This window comes from Streptomyces erythrochromogenes, from assembly GCF_040684695.1.
In the GTDB taxonomy this organism is placed as follows: domain Bacteria; phylum Actinomycetota; class Actinomycetes; order Streptomycetales; family Streptomycetaceae; genus Streptomyces; species Streptomyces erythrochromogenes_C.
The window spans coordinates 74,231-95,845 of record NZ_JBFBGM010000002.1; the positions used below are offsets into that span (position 1 = coordinate 74,231).

Annotated in this window: 20 protein-coding genes and 1 pseudogene; 7 read left to right on the top strand and 14 right to left on the bottom strand. The window is 71.2% G+C overall.

Annotated elements, in window-relative coordinates; translation table 11 throughout:
* Positions 1-43 precede the first annotated feature (43 nt).
* The 5 genes from folP to AB0O53_RS04425 all read left to right on the top strand — a co-directional run bounded on the left by folP (position 44) and on the right by AB0O53_RS04425 (position 3,022).
* Positions 44-916, top strand: coding sequence for a dihydropteroate synthase (gene folP / locus AB0O53_RS04405; protein WP_435886588.1), 873 nt, complete (start codon positions 44-46; stop codon positions 914-916).
* A 25-nt stretch (positions 917-941) separates the two neighbouring features.
* Positions 942-1,385 (top strand): nuclear transport factor 2 family protein, encoded by a 444-nt coding sequence (locus tag AB0O53_RS04410; RefSeq protein ID WP_365193201.1) that lies wholly within the window; start codon positions 942-944, stop codon positions 1,383-1,385.
* A 131-nt stretch (positions 1,386-1,516) separates the two neighbouring features.
* A complete protein-coding gene (folB, locus tag AB0O53_RS04415; protein ID WP_030010912.1) occupies positions 1,517-1,876 on the top strand; it encodes a dihydroneopterin aldolase in 360 nt (119 codons plus the stop codon).
* Positions 1,873-2,481, top strand: a complete 609-nt coding sequence (folK, locus tag AB0O53_RS04420; RefSeq protein ID WP_350989820.1) for a 2-amino-4-hydroxy-6-hydroxymethyldihydropteridine diphosphokinase — start codon at positions 1,873-1,875, stop codon at positions 2,479-2,481. The genes folB and folK overlap by 4 nt, the downstream gene beginning before the upstream one ends.
* Before the next feature lie 52 nt (positions 2,482-2,533).
* Entirely contained in the window at positions 2,534-3,022 is a 489-nt protein-coding gene (locus tag AB0O53_RS04425; protein WP_365193203.1) for a DUF3180 domain-containing protein, read from the top strand.
* A gap of 27 nt (positions 3,023-3,049) precedes the next feature.
* On the opposite strand, the gene folE is transcribed toward AB0O53_RS04425, so the two are convergent.
* The 6 genes from folE to dacB all read right to left on the bottom strand — a co-directional run bounded on the left by folE (position 3,050) and on the right by dacB (position 10,672).
* Complete coding sequence (gene folE / locus AB0O53_RS04430; RefSeq protein ID WP_350989824.1) at positions 3,050-3,658, bottom strand: GTP cyclohydrolase I FolE; 609 nt, start codon at positions 3,656-3,658, stop codon at positions 3,050-3,052.
* Positions 3,659-3,763: 105 nt separating this feature from the next.
* On the bottom strand, positions 3,764-5,788 hold the full coding sequence (gene ftsH, locus AB0O53_RS04435; protein WP_350989826.1) for an ATP-dependent zinc metalloprotease FtsH: 2,025 nt from the start codon (positions 5,786-5,788) through the stop codon (positions 3,764-3,766).
* A 203-nt stretch (positions 5,789-5,991) separates the two neighbouring features.
* Positions 5,992-6,552 carry a hypoxanthine phosphoribosyltransferase gene (hpt, locus tag AB0O53_RS04440; protein ID WP_030228417.1) on the bottom strand — a complete coding sequence of 187 codons (561 nt, stop codon included), beginning with the start codon at positions 6,550-6,552 and terminating at the stop codon, positions 5,992-5,994.
* A gap of 65 nt (positions 6,553-6,617) precedes the next feature.
* Positions 6,618-7,700, bottom strand: coding sequence for a tRNA lysidine(34) synthetase TilS (tilS, locus tag AB0O53_RS04445; protein WP_350989828.1), 1,083 nt, complete (start codon positions 7,698-7,700; stop codon positions 6,618-6,620).
* A gap of 309 nt (positions 7,701-8,009) precedes the next feature.
* Positions 8,010-9,161: a zinc-dependent metalloprotease gene (locus tag AB0O53_RS04450; RefSeq protein ID WP_350989830.1), complete on the bottom strand. Its 1,152-nt coding sequence runs from the start codon at positions 9,159-9,161 to the stop codon at positions 8,010-8,012.
* A 38-nt stretch (positions 9,162-9,199) separates the two neighbouring features.
* Positions 9,200-10,672 (bottom strand): D-alanyl-D-alanine carboxypeptidase/D-alanyl-D-alanine endopeptidase, encoded by a 1,473-nt coding sequence (gene dacB / locus AB0O53_RS04455; protein WP_434094327.1) that lies wholly within the window; start codon positions 10,670-10,672, stop codon positions 9,200-9,202.
* A gap of 133 nt (positions 10,673-10,805) precedes the next feature.
* On the opposite strand from dacB, the gene AB0O53_RS04460 reads away from it, so the two are divergent.
* Both AB0O53_RS04460 and AB0O53_RS04465 read left to right on the top strand, forming a co-directional pair.
* Positions 10,806-11,300 carry an inorganic diphosphatase gene (locus AB0O53_RS04460; RefSeq protein ID WP_030031597.1) on the top strand — a complete coding sequence of 165 codons (495 nt, stop codon included), beginning with the start codon at positions 10,806-10,808 and terminating at the stop codon, positions 11,298-11,300.
* Positions 11,301-11,477: 177 nt separating this feature from the next.
* The gene (locus AB0O53_RS04465; protein ID WP_350989833.1) at positions 11,478-13,118 is read left to right on the top strand and encodes a threonine/serine exporter family protein; all 1,641 of its coding nucleotides are present in this window, start codon (positions 11,478-11,480) and stop codon (positions 13,116-13,118) included.
* A 122-nt stretch (positions 13,119-13,240) separates the two neighbouring features.
* Here the strand turns inward: AB0O53_RS04465 and AB0O53_RS04470 are convergent.
* The 8 genes and pseudogenes from AB0O53_RS04470 to AB0O53_RS04505 form a co-directional block, all read right to left on the bottom strand.
* Positions 13,241-13,912 (bottom strand): annotated as a pseudogene (locus AB0O53_RS04470) (DedA family protein); the annotation flags it as partial.
* A gap of 118 nt (positions 13,913-14,030) precedes the next feature.
* Positions 14,031-14,789 carry a MerR family transcriptional regulator gene (locus AB0O53_RS04475; RefSeq protein ID WP_365193206.1) on the bottom strand — a complete coding sequence of 253 codons (759 nt, stop codon included), beginning with the start codon at positions 14,787-14,789 and terminating at the stop codon, positions 14,031-14,033.
* A gap of 76 nt (positions 14,790-14,865) precedes the next feature.
* Positions 14,866-15,648, bottom strand: coding sequence for an ABC transporter permease (locus AB0O53_RS04480; protein WP_350989835.1), 783 nt, complete (start codon positions 15,646-15,648; stop codon positions 14,866-14,868).
* Entirely contained in the window at positions 15,645-16,571 is a 927-nt protein-coding gene (locus AB0O53_RS04485; RefSeq protein WP_350989836.1) for an ATP-binding cassette domain-containing protein, read from the bottom strand. The genes AB0O53_RS04480 and AB0O53_RS04485 overlap by 4 nt, the downstream gene beginning before the upstream one ends.
* Before the next feature lie 82 nt (positions 16,572-16,653).
* On the bottom strand, positions 16,654-17,268 hold the full coding sequence (locus AB0O53_RS04490; protein ID WP_350989838.1) for a PadR family transcriptional regulator: 615 nt from the start codon (positions 17,266-17,268) through the stop codon (positions 16,654-16,656).
* Positions 17,269-17,292: 24 nt separating this feature from the next.
* The gene (locus AB0O53_RS04495) at positions 17,293-17,796 is read right to left on the bottom strand and encodes a DinB family protein (protein WP_350989840.1); all 504 of its coding nucleotides are present in this window, start codon (positions 17,794-17,796) and stop codon (positions 17,293-17,295) included.
* A gap of 92 nt (positions 17,797-17,888) precedes the next feature.
* Positions 17,889-19,988, bottom strand: a complete 2,100-nt coding sequence (gene mrdA / locus AB0O53_RS04500; RefSeq protein WP_350989842.1) for a penicillin-binding protein 2 — start codon at positions 19,986-19,988, stop codon at positions 17,889-17,891.
* Positions 19,989-20,082: 94 nt separating this feature from the next.
* The gene (locus AB0O53_RS04505; protein WP_350989844.1) at positions 20,083-21,540 is read right to left on the bottom strand and encodes an aldehyde dehydrogenase family protein; all 1,458 of its coding nucleotides are present in this window, start codon (positions 21,538-21,540) and stop codon (positions 20,083-20,085) included.
* Between the last annotated feature and the right edge of the window lie 75 nt (positions 21,541-21,615).

A 21,615-nucleotide genomic window follows, 5' to 3' on the forward strand; every position in this document is an offset into this window, starting at 1 on the left:
GCCGCAGGGGCTGTCATATCCAGGTCAGCCCTACCCTTGACCCATGAACACGAAGCGCGGAGCCACCGGCAGGGGCCGGGTCGCAGGTCTGCCGGAATGGGACCGCTGCGCGGTCATGGGCGTCGTCAACGTGACCCCCGACTCCTTCTCCGACGGCGGCCGCTGGTTCGACACCACCGCCGCCGTCAAGCGCGGGCTCGACCTCGTCGCCGAGGGCGCCGACCTCGTCGACGTCGGCGGCGAGTCCACCCGCCCCGGCGCCTCCCGCGTCGACGAGGAGGAGGAGCTGCGCCGCGTCGTCCCCGTCGTGCGCGGCCTGGCCTCCGAGGGCGTCACCGTCTCCGTCGACACCATGCGCGCGGCCGTCGCCGCCCGGGCCGTCGACGCCGGCGCCACGCTGGTCAACGACGTCAGCGGCGGCCTCGCCGACCCCGGCATGATCCCGGCCGTCGCCGCCGCCGAGGTCCCCTTCGTGGTCATGCACTGGCGCGGCTTCAGCGCCGACATGAACAGCCTCGCCGTCTACGACGACGTGATCGCCGAGGTCACCGCCGAGCTGCGGACCCGGATCGACGCCGTCGTCGCCGGCGGCATCGCCCCCGAGCGGCTCGTCGTCGACCCCGGCCTCGGCTTCGCCAAGAACGCCGAGCACGACCTGGCCCTGCTCGCGCACCTGGCCGACCTGCGCGCCCTCGGCTTCCCGCTGCTGGTCGCCGCCTCGCGCAAGCGCTTCCTCGGCCGGGTCCTGGCCGGCGGGACCGACGCGACCCCGCCGCCGGCCCGCGAACGCGACGCCGCCACGGCCGCCGTCTCCGCGATCGCCGCGCACCAGGGCGCCTGGGCCGTACGGGTCCACGAGGTACGCGCGACCGCCGACGCGGTTCGGGTGGCCCGCGCCGTGGAAGGGGCACTCTGACCCTCATCGACCGACAAGGAGAACAGTGAGCAGAACCGACATCGAAGCGGTCGAAGAGGTCAACACGGCCTTCTACGAGGCAATGGAGCGGGGGGACTTCGACGCTCTGTCGGCGCTCTGGCTGGAGGACGAGATCTCCTGCGTGCACCCCGGCTGGCCGGTGCTCTCGGGCCGCGGCGAGGTACTGCGCTCGTACGCGCTGATCATGTCCCACACCGAGTACATCCAGTTCTTCCTCACCGACACCAAGGTGGCCGTCATAGGCGACACGGCACTGGTGACGTGCACGGAGAACATCCTCAGCGGCGGCCCCGCCGAGGACGGCGGGGAGCTCGGCCCGCTCGTCGGCCAGCTGGTCGTCGCCACGAATGTGTTCCGACGCACATCCGAGGGCTGGCGCCTGTGGTCCCACCACGGTTCTCCCGTCCTCACGGAGTCCGACGAGGACGACGAGGACCCCTCCTCCTGACCCCTACGGCGGGTACCCGACTGTTTCGCAGGTAAATTCGAAGTCGGACGACGCCGACCGCACTCGGCGCAGGCCCATGGCCCCGGGGAGCACCGGGACCGCAAGCACCTACGAAAGCAGGAGTGATTCGCGTGGATCGTGTCGCGCTGCGCGGCCTCAAGGCTCGCGGGCACCACGGCGTCTTCCCCCGGGAACGCGAGGAGGGCCAGACCTTCATCGTCGACCTCGTGCTGCACCTCGACACCCGCCCCGCCGCGGCCGGGGACGACCTGGCGAAGACCGTGCATTACGGGGTAGTAGCCGAAGAGGTCGTCGACGTCGTCCAGGGTGAACCCGTCGACCTGATCGAAACCCTGGCCGAGCGAATCGCCCAGCAGTGCCTCAAGCACGAAGCGGTCGCACAGGTGGAGGTCGTCGTCCACAAGCCGGACGCGCCCATCACCGTCCCCTTCGACGACGTGACCATCACGATCACCCGGAGCCGCGCATGAACAACGGACTGAACGCCCAGAGCGACCCCACCGTCCAGCCTGTACCCGCCTCCGTCGTGGAAGCGGTCGACGCGGCGGACGTCACCCTGTCCAACCCGAAATGGGCCGTCATCGCGCTCGGCGCGAACCTGGGCAACCGCCTGGAGACCCTGCAGGGCGCCATCGACGCCCTCGGAGACACCCCGGGCATGCGGATCAAGGCCGTCTCCCCCGTCTACGAGACCGAGCCGTGGGGCGTCGAGCCCGGCTCGCAGCCCGCGTACCTCAACGCGGTCGTCGCCGTGAAGACCACCCTGCCGCCGTCCTCGCTCCTGGAGCGCGCGCACGCCGTCGAGGAGGCCTTCGACCGCGTCCGCGAGGAGCGCTGGGGCCCGCGCACGATCGACGTCGACATCGTCGCGTACGCCGACCGCGTCTCCGACGACCCGGTCCTCACCCTGCCGCACCCCCGCGCCCACCAGCGCGCCTTCGTGCTGGCCCCCTGGCACGACATCGACCCGGAGGCCCAGCTCCCGGGCCGCGGCCCGGTCTCCACCCTCCTGGCCGGAATCGGTCTGGGCGGCGTCACGCCGCGCCCCGACCTGGAACTCCACCTCCCGGAGTAGTCGTTAGCCTGTGGACTGCTGACGGACGGTGCGCAAGGCGGGGAGCGGGCAAGTGAAGCAACTGAGGCCGGGGATCCTGGCGGGCATCTTCGTGGTCGCCGGGGTCCTGTCCTGGGCCGGCGCCCGGCTGTGGAACGCGTACGGCACCCTGCCGGGCGTTCCGCTGGCCGCGCCGATCGTCCTGGGGGCCATCGCCGTGGTGCTGCTGGCCACGGCGCTGTCCCTGAGGGCCCGGCTCAAGGCCCAGCGGGAGCGCCGCCCGGGCGCGAAGGGCGTGGAGCCGCTGATGGCGGCCCGCGCGGTGGTCTTCGGACAGGCCAGCGCCCTGGTGGCCGCGCTCGTGGCGGGCATGTACGGCGGTGTGGGGGTCTTCCTGCTGACGGACGCCCTCGACGTCCCGGCCCGCCGCGACCAGGCCTGGTACGCCGGCTTCTCGGTCCTCGCGGGCATCGCGGTCATCGCCGCCGCCCTGTTCCTGGAGCGCGTCCTGAAACTCCCCGAGGACGAGGACCCCACCGCGGAAACCCCCGCCCGGGCCTGAGCCGGGCGGGGCCGGTACCTGTACCGGTCAGCGGGCCATGATCAGGCTCATCGCCTCGTTGCGGGTGGCCGGGGCGCGGAGCTGGCCGCGGACCGCCGAGGTGATGGTCTTGGCGCCGGGCTTGCGGACCCCGCGCATGGTCATGCACATGTGCTCGCACTCGATGACCACGATGACCCCGCGCGGGTCCAGGATCTCCATCAGGGAGTCCGCGATCTGCGTGGTCAGGCGCTCCTGCACCTGGGGGCGGCGGGCGAACACGTCCACGAGGCGGGCCAGCTTCGACAGGCCGGTGATCTTGCCGTCGGTGGACGGGATGTAGCCGACGTGCGCCACCCCGTGGAAGGGGACCAGGTGATGTTCGCACGAGCTCATGACTTCGATGTCCTTCACGAGGACCATCTCGTCGTGGCCCAGGTCGAACGTCGTCGTCAGGACCTCTTCGGGCTTCTGGTACAGGCCGGCGAATATCTCCCGGTACGAGCGCGCCACGCGCGCCGGGGTTTCCAGGAGGCCCTCGCGGTCCGGGTCCTCGCCGACCGCGATCAGGAGTTCGCGGACCGCTGCCTCCGCGCGCTTCTCGTCGAACTCGCCGATCCTGCCCTCGTCACCGGTCAGGGTCACTGGGTCGGTCATCTCATCCTCGTTCCTGTCCGCACGCGCGGTCGTACAAATGTGCCGCGCCCCCCAGGCTAGAACCTGGGGGGCGCGGCTTCCATTCCGGGTGGGGTGACCCTCCGGTTACTCGGGGCGGTCCTCCGGGGCCACCTCGATGCCCTTCTCCGTGGAGACCGGCGCGACGGCGGACGTGCCGTTCGCGGCGTTCGTCAGCTGCAGCTCCTTGGGGGAGAGCACCGGCGGGCGGGTGGAGGGGGTGCGGCGGGAGGATCCGGTCCACGCGGGGCGGGCCGGACGCTTGACGATGGTCGAGAAGATCTCGGCGATCTCCTCCTTGCCCAGCGTCTCCTTCTCCAGCAGCGCGAGGACCAGGTTGTCGAGGACGTCGCGGTTCTCGACGAGGATCTCCCAGGCCTCGTTGTGCGCGGTCTCGATGAGCTTCTTGACCTCTTCGTCGACCAGCGCCGCGACCTCTTCCGAGTAGTCCCGCGGGTGCGACATCTCGCGGCCCAGGAACGGCTCGGTGTTGTCGCCGCCGAACTTGATCGCACCGAGACGCTCGGTCATGCCGTACTGCGTGACCATGGCCCGCGCCGTGGCGGTGGCCTTCTCGATGTCGTTCGCCGCGCCCGTGGTCGGGTCGTGGAAGACCAGCTCCTCGGCCGCGCGCCCGCCCAGCATGTACGCCAGCTGGTCGAGCATCTCGTTGCGCGTGGTGGAGTACTTGTCCTCGTCGGGCAGGACCATGGTGTAGCCCAGGGCCCGGCCGCGGGACAGGATCGTGATCTTGTGGACCGGGTCGGAGTTCGGCGAGGCCGCCGCGACCAGGGCGTGTCCGCCCTCGTGGTACGCGGTGATCTTCTTCTCGCGGTCCGACATGATCCGGGTCCGCTTCTGCGGGCCCGCCACGACGCGGTCGATCGCCTCGTCCAGCATGTGGTTGTCGATCAGCTTCTTGTCCGAGCGGGCCGTGAGGAGCGCGGCCTCGTTCAGGACGTTGGAGAGATCGGCACCGGTGAAGCCGGGGGTGCGACGGGCGACGGCCGAGAGGTCGACGTCCGGGGCGACCGGCTTGCCCTTCTGGTGGACCTTGAGGATCTCCAGACGGCCCTGCATGTCGGGACGGTCGACCGCGATCTGCCGGTCGAAGCGGCCCGGGCGCAGGAGCGCCGGGTCGAGGATGTCGGGCCGGTTCGTGGCGGCGATCAGGATGACGCCGCCCTTCACGTCGAAGCCGTCCATCTCGACGAGCAGCTGGTTGAGGGTCTGCTCGCGCTCGTCGTGGCCGCCGCCGAGGCCCGCACCGCGGTGCCGGCCGACGGCGTCGATCTCGTCGACGAAGACGATCGCCGGGGCGTTGGCCTTGGCCTGCTCGAACAGGTCACGGACACGCGAGGCACCGACACCGACGAACATCTCGACGAAGTCGGAACCGGAGATCGAGTAGAAGGGGACACCGGCCTCGCCCGCGACGGCGCGCGCCAGCAGGGTCTTTCCGGTGCCGGGCGGGCCGTAGAGCAGCACGCCCTTGGGGATCTTGGCGCCGACGGCCTGGAACTTCGCCGGCTCCTGGAGGAACTCCTTGATCTCGTGGAGTTCCTCGACGGCCTCGTCCGAGCCCGCGACGTCGGCGAACGTGGTCTTCGGGGTGTCCTTGGTGATGAGCTTGGCCTTGGACTTCCCGAAGTTCATGACTCGGGAGCCGCCGCCCTGCATCTGGTTCATCAGGAACAGGAAGACAACGACGATGAGGACGAAGGGCAGGAGCGAGAGCAGCACGCTCAGGAACGGGCTGGTCTTGTCCGGCGTGACGGTGTACCCGTCCGGGATCTGACCGGCGTCGTACTTGGTCTGGAGGCTCTGGGCGAGCTGGACGCCCTGATCCCCGATGTAGTTGGCCTGGAACTTGGTGCCGTCGTGCTTGCCGAGCTTCTGGCCTTCGCTCAGCTCGATCTTGATCATCTGGCTGTCGCCGGTGGTCAGCTTGGCTGTCTCCACCTGGCCAGTGTTGATCGCCTTGATGACCTCGCTGGTGTCCACCGACTTGTAGCCGCCGCCGGAGCCGACGACATTCATCAACACGACCACGGCGAGGACGGCCAGCACGATCCACATGACCGGCCCACGGAAGTATCGCTTCACGTCCATCCATACGGGGCGCCAGGCACCCCGTCCCTCCTGCCCGTAGGTAAATGCTGCTGTGTGAGTAAAGACTGTTCTTCGGAATGTACCCCTGAATTGTCACCCGCGGCCCGTGGGACGGGTGACAGACCCGCCTTCCCCTGCTCCAACGGCGGGAATCGCCCCCAGGTTCCCCGGCCGGACCGGCGGATCCCGGGGGCGGGGCGGCGTCAGCCGCCGTAGACGTGCGGGGCGAGGGTGCCGACGAACGGCAGGTTGCGGTACTTCTCCGCGTAGTCGAGGCCGTAGCCCACGACGAACTCGTTGGGGATGTCGAAGCCGACCCACTTCACGTCGATCGCGACCTTCGCGGCCTCGGGCTTGCGCAGCAGCGTGACGACCTCCAGGGAGGCCGGCTGGCGGGAGCCCAGGTTCGACAGCAGCCAGGACAGCGTCAGACCGGAGTCGATGATGTCCTCGACGATCAGGACGTGCTTGTCCTTGATGTCGGTGTCCAGGTCCTTGAGGATCCGCACCACACCGGAGGACTGGGTTCCGGCGCCGTACGAGGACACCGCCATCCAGTCCATGGTGAGCGGGGTGGACAAGGCGCGCGCCAGGTCCGCCATCACCATGACGGCGCCCTTGAGCACGCCGACGATGAGCAGGTCCTTGCCCGCGTACTCCGCGTCGATCTTCGCGGCCAGCTCGGCCAGCTTCGCGTCGATCTCTTCCTTGGTGATGAGCACCGACTGGAGGTCGCTGCCCATGTCCTTCTCGTCCACCCGCATCACTTTCGTTGTCGGCCGGGGCTCCGGGGTGTCCCCCGGAGGACTCAGCCGTGTTTCAGCACCAATCAGCCCTGCCGGATGACAAGTCTGCCACCCTGCCGCTGGGCCTCCACCCGGCCGGGCAGGTTGATGGCGCCCTGACCGCGCCATCCGGTGATGAGGCGGTCGACTTCCTCGATGTGGCGGGCGAAGAGGGAGCCCGCGGGGGAACCGGCGGCGACGACGGCCCTGCGCAGCACCCGGCGGCGGACGGCCGGGGGGAGGGCGTACAGCTTGGCGCACTCCAAGCGGCCGTCCTCGTCGCGTACGCCGCGGTCGGCCTCGGCGGCCCAGGCGTCCAGGGCGTCGGCGTCGTCGCGGGAGAGCTGGGCGGTGCGGGCGAGGGCCTCGACGACGCCCTTGCCGAGCGCCTTCTCCAGGGCGGGCAGTCCCTCGTGGCGCAGCCGGGAGCGGGTGTAGGCCGGGTCCATGTTGTGCGGGTCGTCCCAGACGGCCAGGGACTGGACCATGCACGCCTTGCGCGCGGTCTGCCGGTCGACCTGGAGGAAGGGACGGCGGTAGCGGTGGCTGCGGCCGGGACCGCGGCCGGGGGCGCCGGGGCCTCCCGAGACCTCGGGCATGCCGGACAGCGAGCGGATGCCGGATCCGCGGGCGAGTCCCAGCAGGACGGTTTCCGCTTGATCGTCCCGGGTGTGGCCGAGCAGCACGGCGGCGGCGCCGAGGCGGTCCGCGGCGTCGTCCAGGGCGCCGTAGCGGGCGTCGCGGGCAGCGGCCTCGGGGCCGCCGTCACGGCCGACGCGCACGGCGACGGACTCCACCGGGTCGAGGCCGAGGGCGGTCATGCGGCTGACGACCTCGGCGGCGCGCTGGTCGGAGCCGTCCTGCAGGCCGTGGTCGACGGTGATGCCGCCGGCCCGGATGCCGAGTTTGGGGGCCTCGAAGGCGAGGGCCGAGGCGAGGGCCATGGAGTCGGCGCCGCCGGAGCAGGCGACGAGCACGAGTGGCGGGGTGGCCGCGCCGGTGCGACGGTCGGCACGGGGGATACCTCCGGACGGGGTCCGGGGGAGGTCGGTGAGCTCGGTGAGGACGTCGTGGAGTACGCGGCGGACCGCCAGGCGTATCGCCGCGACCGCAGGATGGGGACCCATGTCCGGTGCCCTTCGATGGAGTTCGGATGCCTCGGAGGCTTCGGGTGGTGTGCTGGGAGGCGCTCGCCCGGCCGCCCCCGCGAAACGGAGAGGATGTCACTCAGAGTGCGTTGATGGTGACAGAGCCGAGCCGTTCCCCGAGCATCGCACGCCCTTCTACGGCTCACGGTCCCTCGGAAGGGTGATGCTGCTTCCCCCAGTGAGACATGTTTAGGCCTCTCCGTCACGTGTGGCACGGGTGAACGCGAGGGACGCGGCGGGACCGTGCGACACGGGCCCGCCGGCCCGCGGCGGGCCGTGCTCCCGGCGTCACCCCTCCCGGCTCTCCCCGCCCCCTTCGCTCCCCTTGCCGTGGACCCGGGCCACCCAGTCCGCGGGCCGGTCGATCTCCGCCTTGGTGGGCAGCGTGTTCGGGGAGGTCCAGACCCGGTTGAAGCCGTCCATGCCCACCTGGCCGACGACGGCCCGCACGAAGCGCTCGCCGTCGCGGTACTGGCGCAGCTTGGCGTCGAGGCCGAGCAGCTTGCGCAGGGCGGCGTCGAGCCGGCCCGCGCCGCTGGCACGGCGCTGCTGGAACTTCTCGCGGATCTCGGCGACCGAGGGGACCACCTGGGGGCCGACGCCGTCCATGACGAAGTCGGCGTGGCCCTCCAGGAGGGACATGACGGCGGTGAGGCGGGCGAGGATCTCGCGCTGCTCGGGGGTCTGCACGAGCTCGACGAGGGAGCGGCCATCGTCGCCGCGCTCGGCGTCCGGGCGGGCTCCGGCGAAGGACTGGGCGGCCTCCCGGATGCGTTCGAGGACCGTCGTCGGGTCGACCTCGGTGGCGCCGAGAAACGTCTGGATTTCACCTTCGAGGTGGGCGCGCAGCCACGGGACGGCCGTGAACTGGGTACGGTGCGTCTCCTCGTGGAGGCAGACCCACAGGCGGAAGTCGTGCGGCGCCACCTCCAGCTCGCGCTCGACGTGCACGATGTTCGGGGCGACGAGGAGCAGCCGCCCGCCCGCCGCGGAGGCCGGCAGGTCGCGGGAGACGGGCGCGAAGGTCTCGTACTGGCCCAGGACCCTGGAGGCCAGGAAGCTCAGCAGCATGCCGAGTTCGACGCCGGTGACCTTGCCGCCGACCGCGCCGAGGACGGCTCCGCCGGGGGCGCTCGCGCGGCGGTCCTGCATCTTGCCGAGGAGCGGCATGAGCAGCTCCCGGAATCCGGCGACGTTGGCCTTGACCCAGCCGGCCCGGTCGACGACCAGGACGGGGGTGTCGGGGACGGCGGCCCCTTCGGGGATCATCCGGGTGAACTCGCGCACGTGCCGTTCCGAGGTCCTGGCGTGCCCGCGCAGCTCGGCCACGACGGCCCGCGCCTCGTCCCGGGTCACCTCCGGGCCGGGCCGTACCAGCCGGGTCGCGGTCGCCACCGCGAGGTTCCAGTCGACCATCTCCGCACCACTGATGCTCGTCATGCGTCAACCGTACGTGGGCGAGCCCTCCGGCGGACCCCCTACGGAGCGCCCGCGACGGCCGCGGCCAGCTTGTCGAGGCCCTTCTCGGCGCCCTCGGGGCCGGGGCTGTTGGCCGTCAGGAAGGCGAAGGCGAGGAGCCTGCCGGTGGAGTCGACGACGGTGCCGGAGAGGGAGTTCACCCCGGTGAGGGTGCCGGTCTTGGCGCGGACCAGGCCGGCGGCCGGTGAGGTGCCGGCGTTGCGCCCGCGCAGGGTCCCGGTGAATCCGGCGACGGGGAGCCCGGTCAGGACGGGCCGCAGCTCCGGGTGGGCGGGGTCGGCGGCCTTGGCGAGCAGGCCGGTCAGCAGGCCGGCGCTGACCTTGTCGGCGCGGTTCAGGCCGCTGCCGTCGGCGAAGCGGGAGCCGGTCATGTCGATGCCGAGGCCGGCGAGCCGGGCGGTGACGGCCTTCTCGGCCCCTTCGAAGCTGGCGGGCTGTCCGGAGGCGAGGGCGGTCTGCCGGGCGAGGGCCTCGGCGATGTCGTTGTCGCTGTTGGTCAGCATCCGCTCGACGAGTCCGGCCACCGGGGTGGACTGGGTGACGGCCAGCGGCTGGGCGCCGGCGGCGGCCTTGGCCCGGGCGGGTTCTCCGGTGACCTTGATGCCGCGTTCGGCCAGCAGGGTGCGGAAGGCGCGGGCGGCGGCCCCGGCCGGGTCGTCGGTGCGGTCCACGGGTCCGGAGGTGGAGTCGTCGGGGCGGCCCTCGTCGGCCGCCAGGGCGGTCACGGGGGCGATGTTGGGGTTGACGCCGATCGGGTGCCGGGCGGGGCCGGTGTAGAGGCTGTCGTCGTACCCGAGGGTCACGGTGTCGGTGCCGGCGGCCTTGAGGGCCTGGGCGGCGTCGGCGGCGAGGGCGACCAGGCTGCCGCCCGATCCGGCGGGGCTCTTCTTCTTCGCGGTGAGGGAGGGGTCGCCGCCGCCGACGAGGACGACCTGGCCGGGGGCGGCGCCGGGCACGACGGTGGTCCTGATCCGGTGCTCGGGCCCGAGGGCGGCCAGGACGGCCGCCGCGGTGGCGATCTTGACGGTGGAGGCGGGGGTCATCGCGTCCCGCGCCCGGGACTCGTAGAGCACCTGTCCGGTGGCGGTGTCCACGACGGAGGCGCTGCGGACGGTGCCGAGCGCCGGGTCGGCCAGCAGCGGCCCCAGCCGGGCGGCGAGCGCGTCGGACGGCGCGGCCGCGGCGGCCTGCCCCCGCGGGACGCCGGGACCGACGGCGCCCAGTACCCCGGGGGCACTGGGCGCGGCCTGCGGGAGGGAGCCCGCACCGGTCGCGCCACCGTGATCTGCGCCACCCGTACGGCCCCAGGAGGCGGCTCTGTCCCGCTCGGCCTTACGCTGGCCGGAGTCCCATGGACCGGCGGCGGTCACCGCTGCCACCGACAGGGCGAGGCCGGCGACGGCCGCACCCGCGGTGAGCTGCCAGGTCTTGACCAATGGCACCTCGGACCAGCCCCTTTCGCGATCACACATATGCGTGAGGGACACTTAACCACTGCGTCTTGCCGCGAGCATGGCACCCCACCCGACAGGGATGGGCCGGACGCGCACGCAGTTGAATCAATGCCGTCTCGAAGCAATGAAGCTGATCATGGAGGAGCAGGACGTGGAGTTCGACGTCACCATCGAGATCCCCAAGGGTTCGCGGAACAAGTACGAGGTGGACCACGAGACCGGCCGGATCCGTCTGGACCGTCGCCTCTTCACCTCGACCAGCTACCCGGCCGACTACGGCTTCGTCGAGAACACCCTCGGCGAGGACGGCGACCCGCTGGACGCGCTGGTCATCCTTGACGAGCCGACCTTCCCGGGCTGCCTGATCAAGTGCCGCGCCATCGGCATGTTCCGCATGACGGACGAGGCGGGCGGCGACGACAAGCTGCTGTGCGTGCCGGCCTCCGACCCGCGTGTCGAGCACCTGCGCGACATCCACCACGTGTCCGAGTTCGACCGCCTGGAGATCCAGCACTTCTTCGAGGTCTACAAGGACCTGGAGCCGGGCAAGTCGGTCGAGGGCGCGAACTGGGTCGGCCGCGCCGAGGCCGAGGCCGAGATCGAGGCCTCGTACAAGCGCCTGGAGGCGCAGGGCGGCCACCACTGAGCCCAGGCTCGGCGGTGACGGGCCGGGGCACTGCCCCGGGCCCCTCGTGACATGGCGGGCGGCATCCCCTCGGGGGTGCCGCCCGCCGTCGTGTGCCCGGGCCGGGGAGCCAGGTTTCGCCGGGGAGGAAACGGTTCCGCATACTGATACTCCGGGTGATCACGAACAGGAGGACGCGTGGCGGAGGCCGACGGGGCCGAGGACAGGAAGCCCCAGTCCGACGAGGCGCACAGCGCCTTCACGGCACCACCCGGAGTGCAGCCGGAGCCTCTGGGTGAGGACCAGCCCACCTCGGAATTCGCTCTGCCCGCGGGCACCGGTCCGGTGCCGCCCGAGCCCGAGGGATCGGCCTTCGCCGCCCCTGCCACCTACCGGGCCACGCAGTCCCCGCCCGCCTACACCCCCGGTCAGGGCTTCCCCGTCGCGCAGATGAAGGAGTCGCCCTGGCAGGACCGGATGCGCACGATGCTGCGCATGCCGGTCGACGTCCGGCCCGTGCCGGACCTGGTCCAGCGGCAGAGCGAGACGGGCCCCGCCGTGGGCCGCGTGCTCGACCTGACCCTGCGCATCGGCGAGCTGCTGCTCGCGGGCGGCGAGGGTGCCGAGGACGTGGAGGCCGCGATGTTCGCGGTGGCCCGCAGCTACGGGCTGGACCGCTGCGAGCCGACCGTCACCTTCACCATGCTGTCGATCAGCCACCACCCCTCGCTGGTGGGCGACCCGGTCTCGGCCAGCCGGACCGTGCGCCGCCGCGGCACCGACTACAACCGGCTCGCGGCCGTGTTCCGGCTGGTGGACGACATCAGCGCCCACGAGATCGACGTCTCGCTGGAGGAGGCCTACCGGCGCCTCGCCGAGATCCGCCGCAACCGGCACCCGTACCCCGGCTGGATGCTCACGGCCTCCGCCGGACTGCTCGCCGGGGCGGCCTCCACCCTCGTCGGCGGCGGGGTGCTCGTCTTCTTCGCCGCCGCGATCGGCGCGATGCTCGGTGACCGCCTGGCCTGGCTGTGCGCCGGGCGCGGGCTGCCCGAGTTCTACCAGTTCGTGGTCGCCGCGATGCCGCCGGCCGCCATCGGGGTCGCGCTCAACATGACGGGGATCGACGTCAAGGCCTCCGCCGTGATCACCGGTGGGCTGTTCGCGCTGCTGCCGGGACGGGCCGTGGTCGCGGCCGTGCAGGACGGCCTGACCGGCTACTACATCACCGCCTCGGCCCGGCTGCTGGAGGTCATGTACCTCTTCATCGGCATCATCATGGGCGTGCTGGTGGTGCTCTACGTGGGGCTGCAGTTCGACGCCTCGCCGCGGCCGGAGGAGGTCCTGCAGATCCAGCAGCGGCCGCTGATCCAGATCGCCGCCTCGATGGTGCTGGTGTTCACCTTCGCGATCCTGCTCCAGCAGGAACGCTCCACCGTGTGGATCGTGACGCTGAACGGCGCGGTCGCCTGGGTCACCTTCGGGGCGCTGCACTACGCGGGCGGCATCCCGCCCGTACCGTCCACGGCCATCGCTGCCGGGCTGGTCGGCCTCTTCGGGCAGCTCTTCTCCCGCTACCGCTTCGCCTCCGCCCTGCCGTACGTGACGGCCGCCATCGGCCCGCTGCTGCCCGGCTCGGCGGTGTACTACGGGCTGCTGCTGATCGCCGAGAACCGGCTGAACGAGGGCCTGGGCTCACTGGTGAACGCCGCGGCCATCGCGCTGGCCATCGCCATCGGCGTCAACCTCGGCTCCGAGGCCTCACGGCTGTTCATGCGCATCCCGGGGGCCACGAGCGCCGCCAAGCGCCGCGCGGCGAAGCGGACCCGCGGCTTCTGAGCGCCGGGCAGGGGACGCGTACGGGTACGCGTACGCCCCGGGTGCCTCAGGCGGGCCTCCAGGGCGTACGGGTGCTGCGTGCGGTCTCAGCGCTTGGCGTGGCGCCCGCGCTGGCCCGGGGACTGCGGGCCGGTGCCGTCGGCGGCGACCGCCTCCGGGGCCTGGCCGGCGTTCGCCTTGGACTCCTTGCGGGCCTTCAGCACCTCGAAGACCACCGGGATGACGGAGATGAGGACGATGCCGACGAGGATGGGCTCGACGTTCGTCTTGATGAACTCGATCTGGCCGAGCCAGTAGCCGGCGATGGTGACGCCCGCGCCCCAGCCGATGCCGCCGATGACGTTGTAGGTCAGGAAGGTGCGGTACTTCATCGTGCCGGCGCCCGCGACCATCGGGGCGAAGGTGCGGATGATCGGCACGAAGCGGGCGAGCACGATGGCCTTGGGGCCGTGCTTGTCCATGAACTCGTGCGCCTTGTCCAGGTTCTCCCGCTTGAAGAGCTTGGAGTTCGGCCGGTTGAAGAGCTTCGGCCCGAAGTACTTGCCGATCATGTAGCCGACCTGGTCGCCGATGATGGCGGCGGCCACGATCAGGGTGCAGACCAGCCACAGCGGCTGCTTGATGTACTGCCCGTCGGCGACCAGCAGGCCCGCGGTGAAGAGCAGCGAGTCGCCGGGGAGGAAGGCGAAGAGACCCGACTCGGCGAAGACGATGACCAGGATGCCGATCAGGCCGAAGTGCGAGATCAGGTAGTCCGGGGACAGCCACTCAGGGCCGAGCGCAAGCGTATACACGGGTTCCGGGCTCTCCTGGATCGGGGGAAGGCAGGGATGGGGACGGTTTCAATTATCAACGCACACGACCCCCGCCCGGTTCCAGGCCCGGGCGGGGGTCGTCCGCGTGATGTTCCGCTTACACGTTGCGCACGCCGTTGGCGAGGATCGCGTCGCGCAGGTGCGCGGCCATGCCCGGCTTCACCGCGTCGTAGAAGGCGGTGAAGCGCTCGTCCGCCACGTACATCTCACCGAGGCACGTGTGCATCTCGTACGGGCAGTCGTAGAACCAGCGGTGGATGTGCAGGCGGTGCTCCTCGGCCAGGTCCATCGCGCGCTCGCCGTCGGCGGGCTCGCCCGCCTCCATGGCCGCCGCGTACCGGCGGCCCCATGCGGCGGACTCGTCCTGGATCCGCTGCCAGTCGTCCTTGGTGTACGTGGCCGCCCGGCGCTGCGACTCGGCGTACGCCTCTGTGTCGCCCCAGCGCTCCTCGACCTCCTGCGCGTGCTGCTCCGGGTCGTGGTCCCCGAAGACCTCGAACTTCTCCTCGGGCGTGAGGTTGATGCCCATCTTCTTCGCCTCCATGGCGTGCTCAACGGCCTTGGCCATCTGCTGGAGCCGGGCGATCCGGTCGGTCAGCAGGGCATGCTGCCGGCGCAGATGCTCCTGTGGGTCCGATTCCGGGTCGTCCAGCAGGACCGCGACCTCGTCGAGGGGGAAGCCGAGCTCCCGGTAGAACAGGATCCGCTGCAGCCGGTCCAGGTCGGCGTCGTCGTACCGCCGGTGTCCCGCGCCGCTGCGGCCGCTCGGGGAGAGCAGGCCGATCTCGTCGTAGTGGTGCAGGGTGCGCACCGTGACTCCGGCGAAACCGGCGACCTGGCCCACGGAGTGGCCCATGGCTTCCCTCCTCTGCTTGGGTACGCCCTTCACTGTGGTTCCTCACGCCGCGTGAGGTGCAAGTCCCCTCACGCGGCTACCTGCCCAGGCCCCGGTAACGCCCCACCGCCAGCGGGAAGAAGACCGCGAGCAGCAGGAGCGGCCAGGCGACCGCCAGCAGGGCCGCGTGGTCGGCGGCCCACGACGGGGGCGCCGCGGCCGGGTTTCCGAACAGGTCGCGCACGGCCGTGGCCGTCGCCGAGAGCGGGTTCCATTCCACCACCGCGCCCAGCCAGCCGGGCATCGACTCCGGCGTGGCGAACGCGTTGGACAGGAAGCCCACCGGCCACACGAGGATCTGCACCGCCTGCACCAGGTCCGGGCGGCCCGCGACCATGCCGAGCCAGATCCCGATCCACAGCATCGCCAGGCGCAGCAGCAGGAGCAGCCCGAAGGCGAGCAGGGCGGCCGCCGCGCCGCCGTGCCAGCGCCAGCCGAGCAGCAGCCCGACCGCGGCCAGGACCAGCAGGCCCACGGCCGACTGGAGCATGTCGGCGGCGCAGCGGCCCACCAGGACGGCGGAGGAGGACATCGGCATGGCCCGGAAGCGGTCGATCACCCCCTTGTTCAGGTCCTGGGTGACCGCCGTCAGGGTGGCCTCCAGCCCGAAGGCCATGGTGAGGGCGAGCATCCCCGGCACCAGGAACTCGACGTAACTGCCGTCGATCCCGCGCCCGCCGCCCACCAGGAAGCCGAACATCAGGAGCATCATCACGGGGAAGACCAGGCCGACGATCATCTGGACCGGCCGGCGCGCCCAGTGCGCCAGCTCGCGCCGGGTCATCGTCCAGGAGTCCGAGACCACCCATGCGGCGCTCATGCGGCCACCTCCTCGCGGTCGGTCAGGTGCAGGAAGACCTCGTCCAGCGTGGGGCGCCGGACGGCGAGGTCGGCGGCCTCGATGCCGGCCTCCTGGAGCGTCCGCAGGGTCCGGGCCAGGCCCGCCATGCGGTCCTCCACCGGGAAGCTCAGGGTCAGGGTGTCGGGGTCGACGGCGGGGTCGGGCAGCAGCCGCGCGGCCTCGGCCAGCCGTGCCGCGTCCCGCAGGACGACGACGATCCGGTCCGCCCCGACCAGGGCCTTGAGTTCGTCGGCCGTGCCCTCGGCCGCGACCCGGCCGCCGTCGACGAGGGCGATCCGGTCGGCCAGTTGGTCGGCCTCCTCCAGGTACTGCGTGGTGAGCAGGACGGTGGTGCCGCCGCCGACCAGGGAGCGGACCGCGCTCCACACCTCGGCGCGGCCGCGCGGGTCGAGGCCGGTGGTCGGCTCGTCGAGGAACAGCACCTGCGGGTCCGTGATCAGGGAGGCGGCGAGGTCGAGCCGGCGCCGCATGCCGCCGCTGTACTGCTTGACCGCCTTGCGGCCGGTGTCGGCGAGGCCGAAGCGCTCCAGCAGTTCGTCGGCGCGCCGCCCGGCCCCGCGCGCGCCCAGGTGGTGGAGGCGGCCGAACATCTCCAGGTTCTGCCGGCCGGCCAGTTCCTCGTCGAGCGCGGCGTGCTGGCCGAGCAGCCCGATCCGCGCGCGGACGGCCGCCGGGTCCGTGCGCACGTCGTGGCCCGCCACCCGGACCACCCCCTCGTCGTGGCGGAGCAGGGTGCTCATGATCCGCACGGCCGTGGTCTTGCCGGCGCCGTTGGGGCCGAGCACCGCGTGCACGGTGCCGGCCGCCACCTCCAGGTCGAGCCCGGTCAGGGCCTGCTGGTCGCCGTAGCGTTTGCGGACACCTTCGACGGAGATCGCCAAAGCCGATCCTCACCCTCACTAGTCAAATTTGATTACCGCGAGCCGCCAAGGTAATGCCCGCTCGCGGGCTAGTCAAACTTGATTAGGCGTAGGGGTTCTCCTGACCCTCCGCCAGCACCCCCACGAACGGTTCGCCGCCCTCGCCCGCGAAGGAGTACGCGCCCCCCTCGATCCGGGCGATCAGCCCCCGCGTCCACTCCGCCTCCGCGTCCGCGGAGTGGACCCACATGTGCATGATCTCGCCGATGTGGCCGAGCGCCTCCGGGCCGCCCTCCGGCGTGTAGTAGTCGGTCACCGAGGACCGCCAGACCGTCAGCTTCGCCAGCCGCTCCCGGAGCAGCCCGAGGACCTCCTCCCGCGGCAGGTCGACCATGAAGCCGATCGCCGCAGACAGCACGTCCGTCTTCTGGTCGTACGCCGCGAGCGCCTCGCGCAGCAGCCTGAAGTACTCCTCGCGGCCGGCGTCCGTCACCTCGTACTCGGTGCGCGGCGGCCCGCCCGCCGCGCTCGGCGCCACCTCGTGGGCGTGCAGGACGCCCTGCTTCGCCATCTGCTTGAGCGCGTGGTAGATCGATCCCGGCTTGGTGTTCGACCACTCGTGGGCGCCCCAGTACTCCAGGTCGTTGCGCACCTGGTACCCGTGGGCCCGCCCGTGCTGGCGGACGGCGCCGAGGACAAGAAGCCGGATCGCTGACATGGGGCCAGGCTACGGCCCCGCCCTTCAGCCCATCGCCTTGGTGCCGTCGATGGATTCGCGGACGATGTCCGCGTGGCCGGCGTGCCGGGCGAACTCCTCCACCAGGTGCAGCAGCAGCCAGCGGACCGAGACCTTGGCGTCCTTGGGGAACCACGGCGCGGGCGGCAGCGGGAAGGTGGCGTCCAGGCTCGGGGCGGCGGCGACGAAGGCCTCCGTCTCCTGCCGGACCCCGTCCCAGAAGGCCAGCACGGACGGGATGGACTCGCCCTCGACGAGGCGGAAGCTGTCGCCGTAGCTCGACTCGTCGCGCATCCGCTCGTTCGGCCGCTGCTGCGCCAGCCTCAGCCAGTTCAGCTCGACCTCCGCCACGTGCTTGAGCAGCCCGGACAGGCTGAGCTCGCTGGCGCTCGGGCGGCTCGCCGCCTGCTCCTCGTCGAGCCCGAGGAGCGTCTCGCGGATCGCGGCACGCTGGGACTCGACGAAGGCGAGGAGCGTGCCGCGCTCGTCGCCGAGGACCTCGGTGGACATCTGAGCCATGATCTGACCGCCTCTGCGTGGTGCGCCGGGGGCCTCTCCCCCGACAACCCCCACGCTACGGAGCGATGCGGTCAGATCCTGTCCTAGTTGCCCGCTCCGTTCGGGGCGTTCTCGTTCTCCGGCCGGATCGCGGGCAGCGCGGTGGCGGGCTTCGGCAGCAGCGCCTTGGTGAGGTCCTGCTTGCCCGTCGGGTCGAGGCCGTACATCGCCTCGTAGATCTTGCGGACGGCCGGTCCGGAGGCCCCGGAGCCGGTGCCGCCCTGGGAGATCGTCATGACGATCGCGTAGTCCTCGGTGTACGAGGCGAACCACGAGGTGGTCTGCTTGCCCTGGACCTCGGCCGTGCCGGTCTTGGCGTGCATCGGGATCTGCTTCTGCGGCCAGCCGCCGAAGCGCCAGGCGGCGCTGCCGTCGGTGGCCACGCCCGCGAGGGCCCTGTCGATGTTGTCGCGCGTCTTCTCGTCCATCGGGAGCCGGCCCGTCTCCTTGGGGGCGATCTCCTTCACCGAGGTCCCGTCGGCGCTGACGATCGCCTTGCCGACGCTCGGCTGGTGCAGCGTGCCGCCGTTGGCGATGGCCGCGTACACGGAGGTCATCTGGAGCGGCGTGACGAGGGTGTCGCCCTGCCCGATCGAGTAGTTGATCGCGTCGCCCTCACGCAGCTGGTTGCCCTGGCGGCAGTTCTCGTAGGCGATCTTCTCGGCGAAGCTGCCGTTCTTCTTGCCGTCCCGGCACCAGGCGTCCTTGTTGGCGTCGAAGAAGTCCTGCTTCCACTTGCGGTCGGGGATCCGGCCGGGCACCTCGTTGGGCAGGTCGACGCCGGTGCGCTTGCCCAGGCCGAAGTCGTGGGCCGTCTTGAAGAACCAGTCGTTCGGGTCCTTCTTCGGCTTGATGCCCCCGTCCTTCTTCCACTCCTGGTCGGCGATCAGGTAGTAGACCGTGTCGCAGGAGACCTCCAGGGCCCGGCCGATGGTGATGTCGCCGTGGCCCTGCGACTCGAAGTTCGTGAAGGTCTGGTTGCCCACCGAGTACGAGCTGGGGCAGGGGTAGCGGTTGTTGAAGGGGTACCCGGCGTTGACCGCGGCGGTCGAGGTGACCACCTTGAAGATGGAGCCCGGCGCCGCCTGTCCCTGGATCGCCCGGTTCAGCAGCGGGTAGTTGGAATCCTTGTCGGTCAGGGAGGTGTAGTCCTTCGCCGAGATGCCGCCCACCCACGCGTTGGGGTCGTAGGTCGGGTTCGAGGCCATCGCCACGATCCGGCCCGTCTTGGTCTCCATCACCACGACCGCACCCGAGTCGGCCTCGTAGTTGCGCCCGGTGTTCTTGTCGTGCACCTTGCGGGCGTCGATCATCGCGTTGTTCAGCTCGCGCTCGGCGACCGCCTGCACGCGCGAGTCGATCGAGGTCACGACGTTCGAGCCGGGCTGCGCCGGGTCGGTCTGCCCCTGCCCGATGACGCGGCCGAGGTTGTCCACCTCGTAGCGGGTGATGCCGGCCTTGCCGCGTAGCTCCTTGTCGTAGGTGCGCTCCAGGCCCGAGCGGCCCACCTGGTCGGAGCGCAGGTACGGGGAGTCGGTCTTCTTCGCCTTGGCGATCTCCTCGTCGGTGACCGGGGAGAGGTAGCCCAGCACCTGGGAGGTGTTGGCCTGGTCCGGGGCCGCGTAGCGGCGCAGCGCGGTCGCCTCGGCCGTGATGCCCGGGAAGTCCTCGGGGTGCTCGCGGATCTGCAGGGCCTGCTCGGTGGTCGCCTCGTCGCTGACCGGGATCGGCTGGTAGGGGGAGCCGTTCCAGCAGGGCTGCTTGGTCTTGGAGTCGCAGAGCCGGACCTTGTCGACGACCTCCTGGGGGTCCATGCCCAGGACCCCGGCGAGCCGGGTCAGGACGGACTTGCCCTTGTCCTTCATGGTCAGCAGCTCGGTGCGGCTGGCGGAGACCACCAGGTGGGTGGCGTTGTCGGCGAGCGGGACCCCGCGCGAGTCGAGGATCGAGCCGCGCACGGCCGGCTGGACCACCTGCTGGACGTGGTTGTTCTTCGCCTCGTCGGTGTATTCCGTGCCGTTGCGGATCTGGAGGTACCAGAGCCGTCCGCCCAGCGTGAGCAGGAGGGAGAAGACGACGACCTGGATGACGACGAGCCGGTTCTGGACCCGAGGGGTCCGGCCGGTCTCCGGTATGTTGCTCAACTCGATCTCCCCCGGGCGGCTGCCTACGCCCGGTCGAGTCTAGGGGGCTGTCCGACCTTGATCCGCCGCCCCCTGGGGCTGCGCGGACCCTTGATCAGAACGGGAACGCCGTCCGCCCGTGCTGTACGGAGATCCACTTCTGTGTGGTGAACGCCTCGACCGTGGCTTCGCCGTTCAGCCTGCCCAGGCCCGAGGCCTTCTCACCGCCGAAGGCGGCAAGCGGCTCGTCCCCGATCGTGGAGTCGTTGACGTGGATCATCCCGGTCTCGATCCGCTGCGCGAAGCGGACGCCCCGCTCCACGTCCCGGGTGTGCACGGCGCCGCTGAGCCCGTACGGGGTCGCGTTGGCCAGCCGTACGGCCTCGTCCTCGCCGTCGAAGACCACCAGCAGGGCCACCGGGCCGAAGATCTCCTGGCCCAGCAGCGGGGAGTCCTCGGGGATCCCGGCGAGCACGGTGGGCTCGACCAGGTTGCCGCGCGTAGACCCCCGTACGAGTGCCTGCGCGCCGGACTCCACGGCCTGGTCCACGAGCGCGGTCAGGGCGTCGGCCTGGAAGGAGTTGATCAGCGGGCCGATGTGGGTGTCGGCCTCGTGCGGGTCGCCGGTCCTCAGGCCCCGTACGCGGGCGGTGAACTTCTCGGTGAACTCCTCGGCCACGGAGGCGTCGACCAGGATCCGGTTGGCGGCCATGCAGACCTGGCCCTGGTAGACGAAGCGGCTGAAAACGGCCGCGTCCACCGCGTAGTCGAGGTCGGCGTCGTCGAGGACGACGAGCGCGCTGTTGCCGCTGAGCTCCAGGACCGTGCGCTTGAAGTGGCGGGCGGCGACCGCGCCGACGTGCCGTCCGACCCGGTCCGACCCGGCGAAGGAGATCACCTTGGGGACGGGGTGGGTCAGGAGCGCGTCGCCTATCTCGGCGATGTCGGTGACCAGCACGTTCAGCAGGCCGGCCGGGAGCCCCGCGTCCTCGAAGATCTTGGCGATGACCCCGCCGCCCACGACGGGGGCGTTCTGGTTCGGCTTGATGACGACCGCGTTGCCCAGGGCCAGGGCCGGGGCCACGGACTTCAGCGTGACCAGGAAGGGGAAGTTGAACGGGCTGATCACGGTGACGACGCCGACGGGCAGGCGCTGGACCCGGTTCTCCTTGCCCTCCACCGGGGAGGGCAGGATCCGGCCCTCGGGGCGGACGGCCAGCTGCAGCGACTCGCGGATGAACTCCATCGCGAGGTGGACCTCGTACTCGGCCTTGGGACGGGTCCCGCCGAGCTCGTCGATCATCGCCTCGACGATCTCCTTCTCGCGCTCCTCGGTGATCCGCAGGGCGCGCTCCAGGACGGCGCGTCTGATGTACGGGCTGGTCGCGGCCCACTCCCGCTGGGCGCGCTCGGCGCCGCGGTAGGCCTGGTCCACCTGCTCGACGGTGGCCACGGTGATGGCCGCGAGCTTCTCGCCGTTGTACGGATTGACGTCGATGATGTCCCAGGAACCGTTGCCGGCCAGCCATTCGCCGTCGATGTACTGGTGAGCGAGGTCGCTGAATATGGACATGCCATCCCTTACTGCGAGCGCGCACCCGTGCGCTGCACCGGAGACCGATCGGTCATCATGCACTGATCAGACGTC

Bases quoted from the DNA above. Each gene is read 5' to 3' on its own strand.
- dacB (WP_434094327.1), bottom strand. From the start codon at position 10,672: ATGTGTGATCGCGAAAGGGGCTGGTCCGAGGTGCCATTGGTCAAGACC.
- hpt (WP_030228417.1), bottom strand. From the start codon at position 6,552: ATGCGGGTGGACGAGAAGGACATGGGCAGCGACCTCCAGTCGGTGCTC.
- folE (WP_350989824.1), bottom strand. From the start codon at position 3,658: ATGACCGACCCAGTGACCCTGACCGGTGACGAGGGCAGGATCGGCGAG.
- AB0O53_RS04480 (WP_350989835.1), bottom strand. From the start codon at position 15,648: ATGAGCGCCGCATGGGTGGTCTCGGACTCCTGGACGATGACCCGGCGC.
- AB0O53_RS04475 (WP_365193206.1), bottom strand. From the start codon at position 14,789: ATGGGCCACTCCGTGGGCCAGGTCGCCGGTTTCGCCGGAGTCACGGTG.
- tilS (WP_350989828.1), bottom strand. From the start codon at position 7,700: ATGGGTCCCCATCCTGCGGTCGCGGCGATACGCCTGGCGGTCCGCCGC.
- AB0O53_RS04490 (WP_350989838.1), bottom strand. From the start codon at position 17,268: ATGTCAGCGATCCGGCTTCTTGTCCTCGGCGCCGTCCGCCAGCACGGG.
- folP (WP_435886588.1), top strand. From the start codon at position 44: ATGAACACGAAGCGCGGAGCCACCGGCAGGGGCCGGGTCGCAGGTCTG.
- AB0O53_RS04450 (WP_350989830.1), bottom strand. From the start codon at position 9,161: ATGACGAGCATCAGTGGTGCGGAGATGGTCGACTGGAACCTCGCGGTG.
- AB0O53_RS04505 (WP_350989844.1), bottom strand. From the start codon at position 21,540: ATGTCCATATTCAGCGACCTCGCTCACCAGTACATCGACGGCGAATGG.
- AB0O53_RS04495 (WP_350989840.1), bottom strand. From the start codon at position 17,796: ATGTCCACCGAGGTCCTCGGCGACGAGCGCGGCACGCTCCTCGCCTTC.
- ftsH (WP_350989826.1), bottom strand. From the start codon at position 5,788: ATGGACGTGAAGCGATACTTCCGTGGGCCGGTCATGTGGATCGTGCTG.
- folK (WP_350989820.1), top strand. From the start codon at position 1,873: ATGAACAACGGACTGAACGCCCAGAGCGACCCCACCGTCCAGCCTGTA.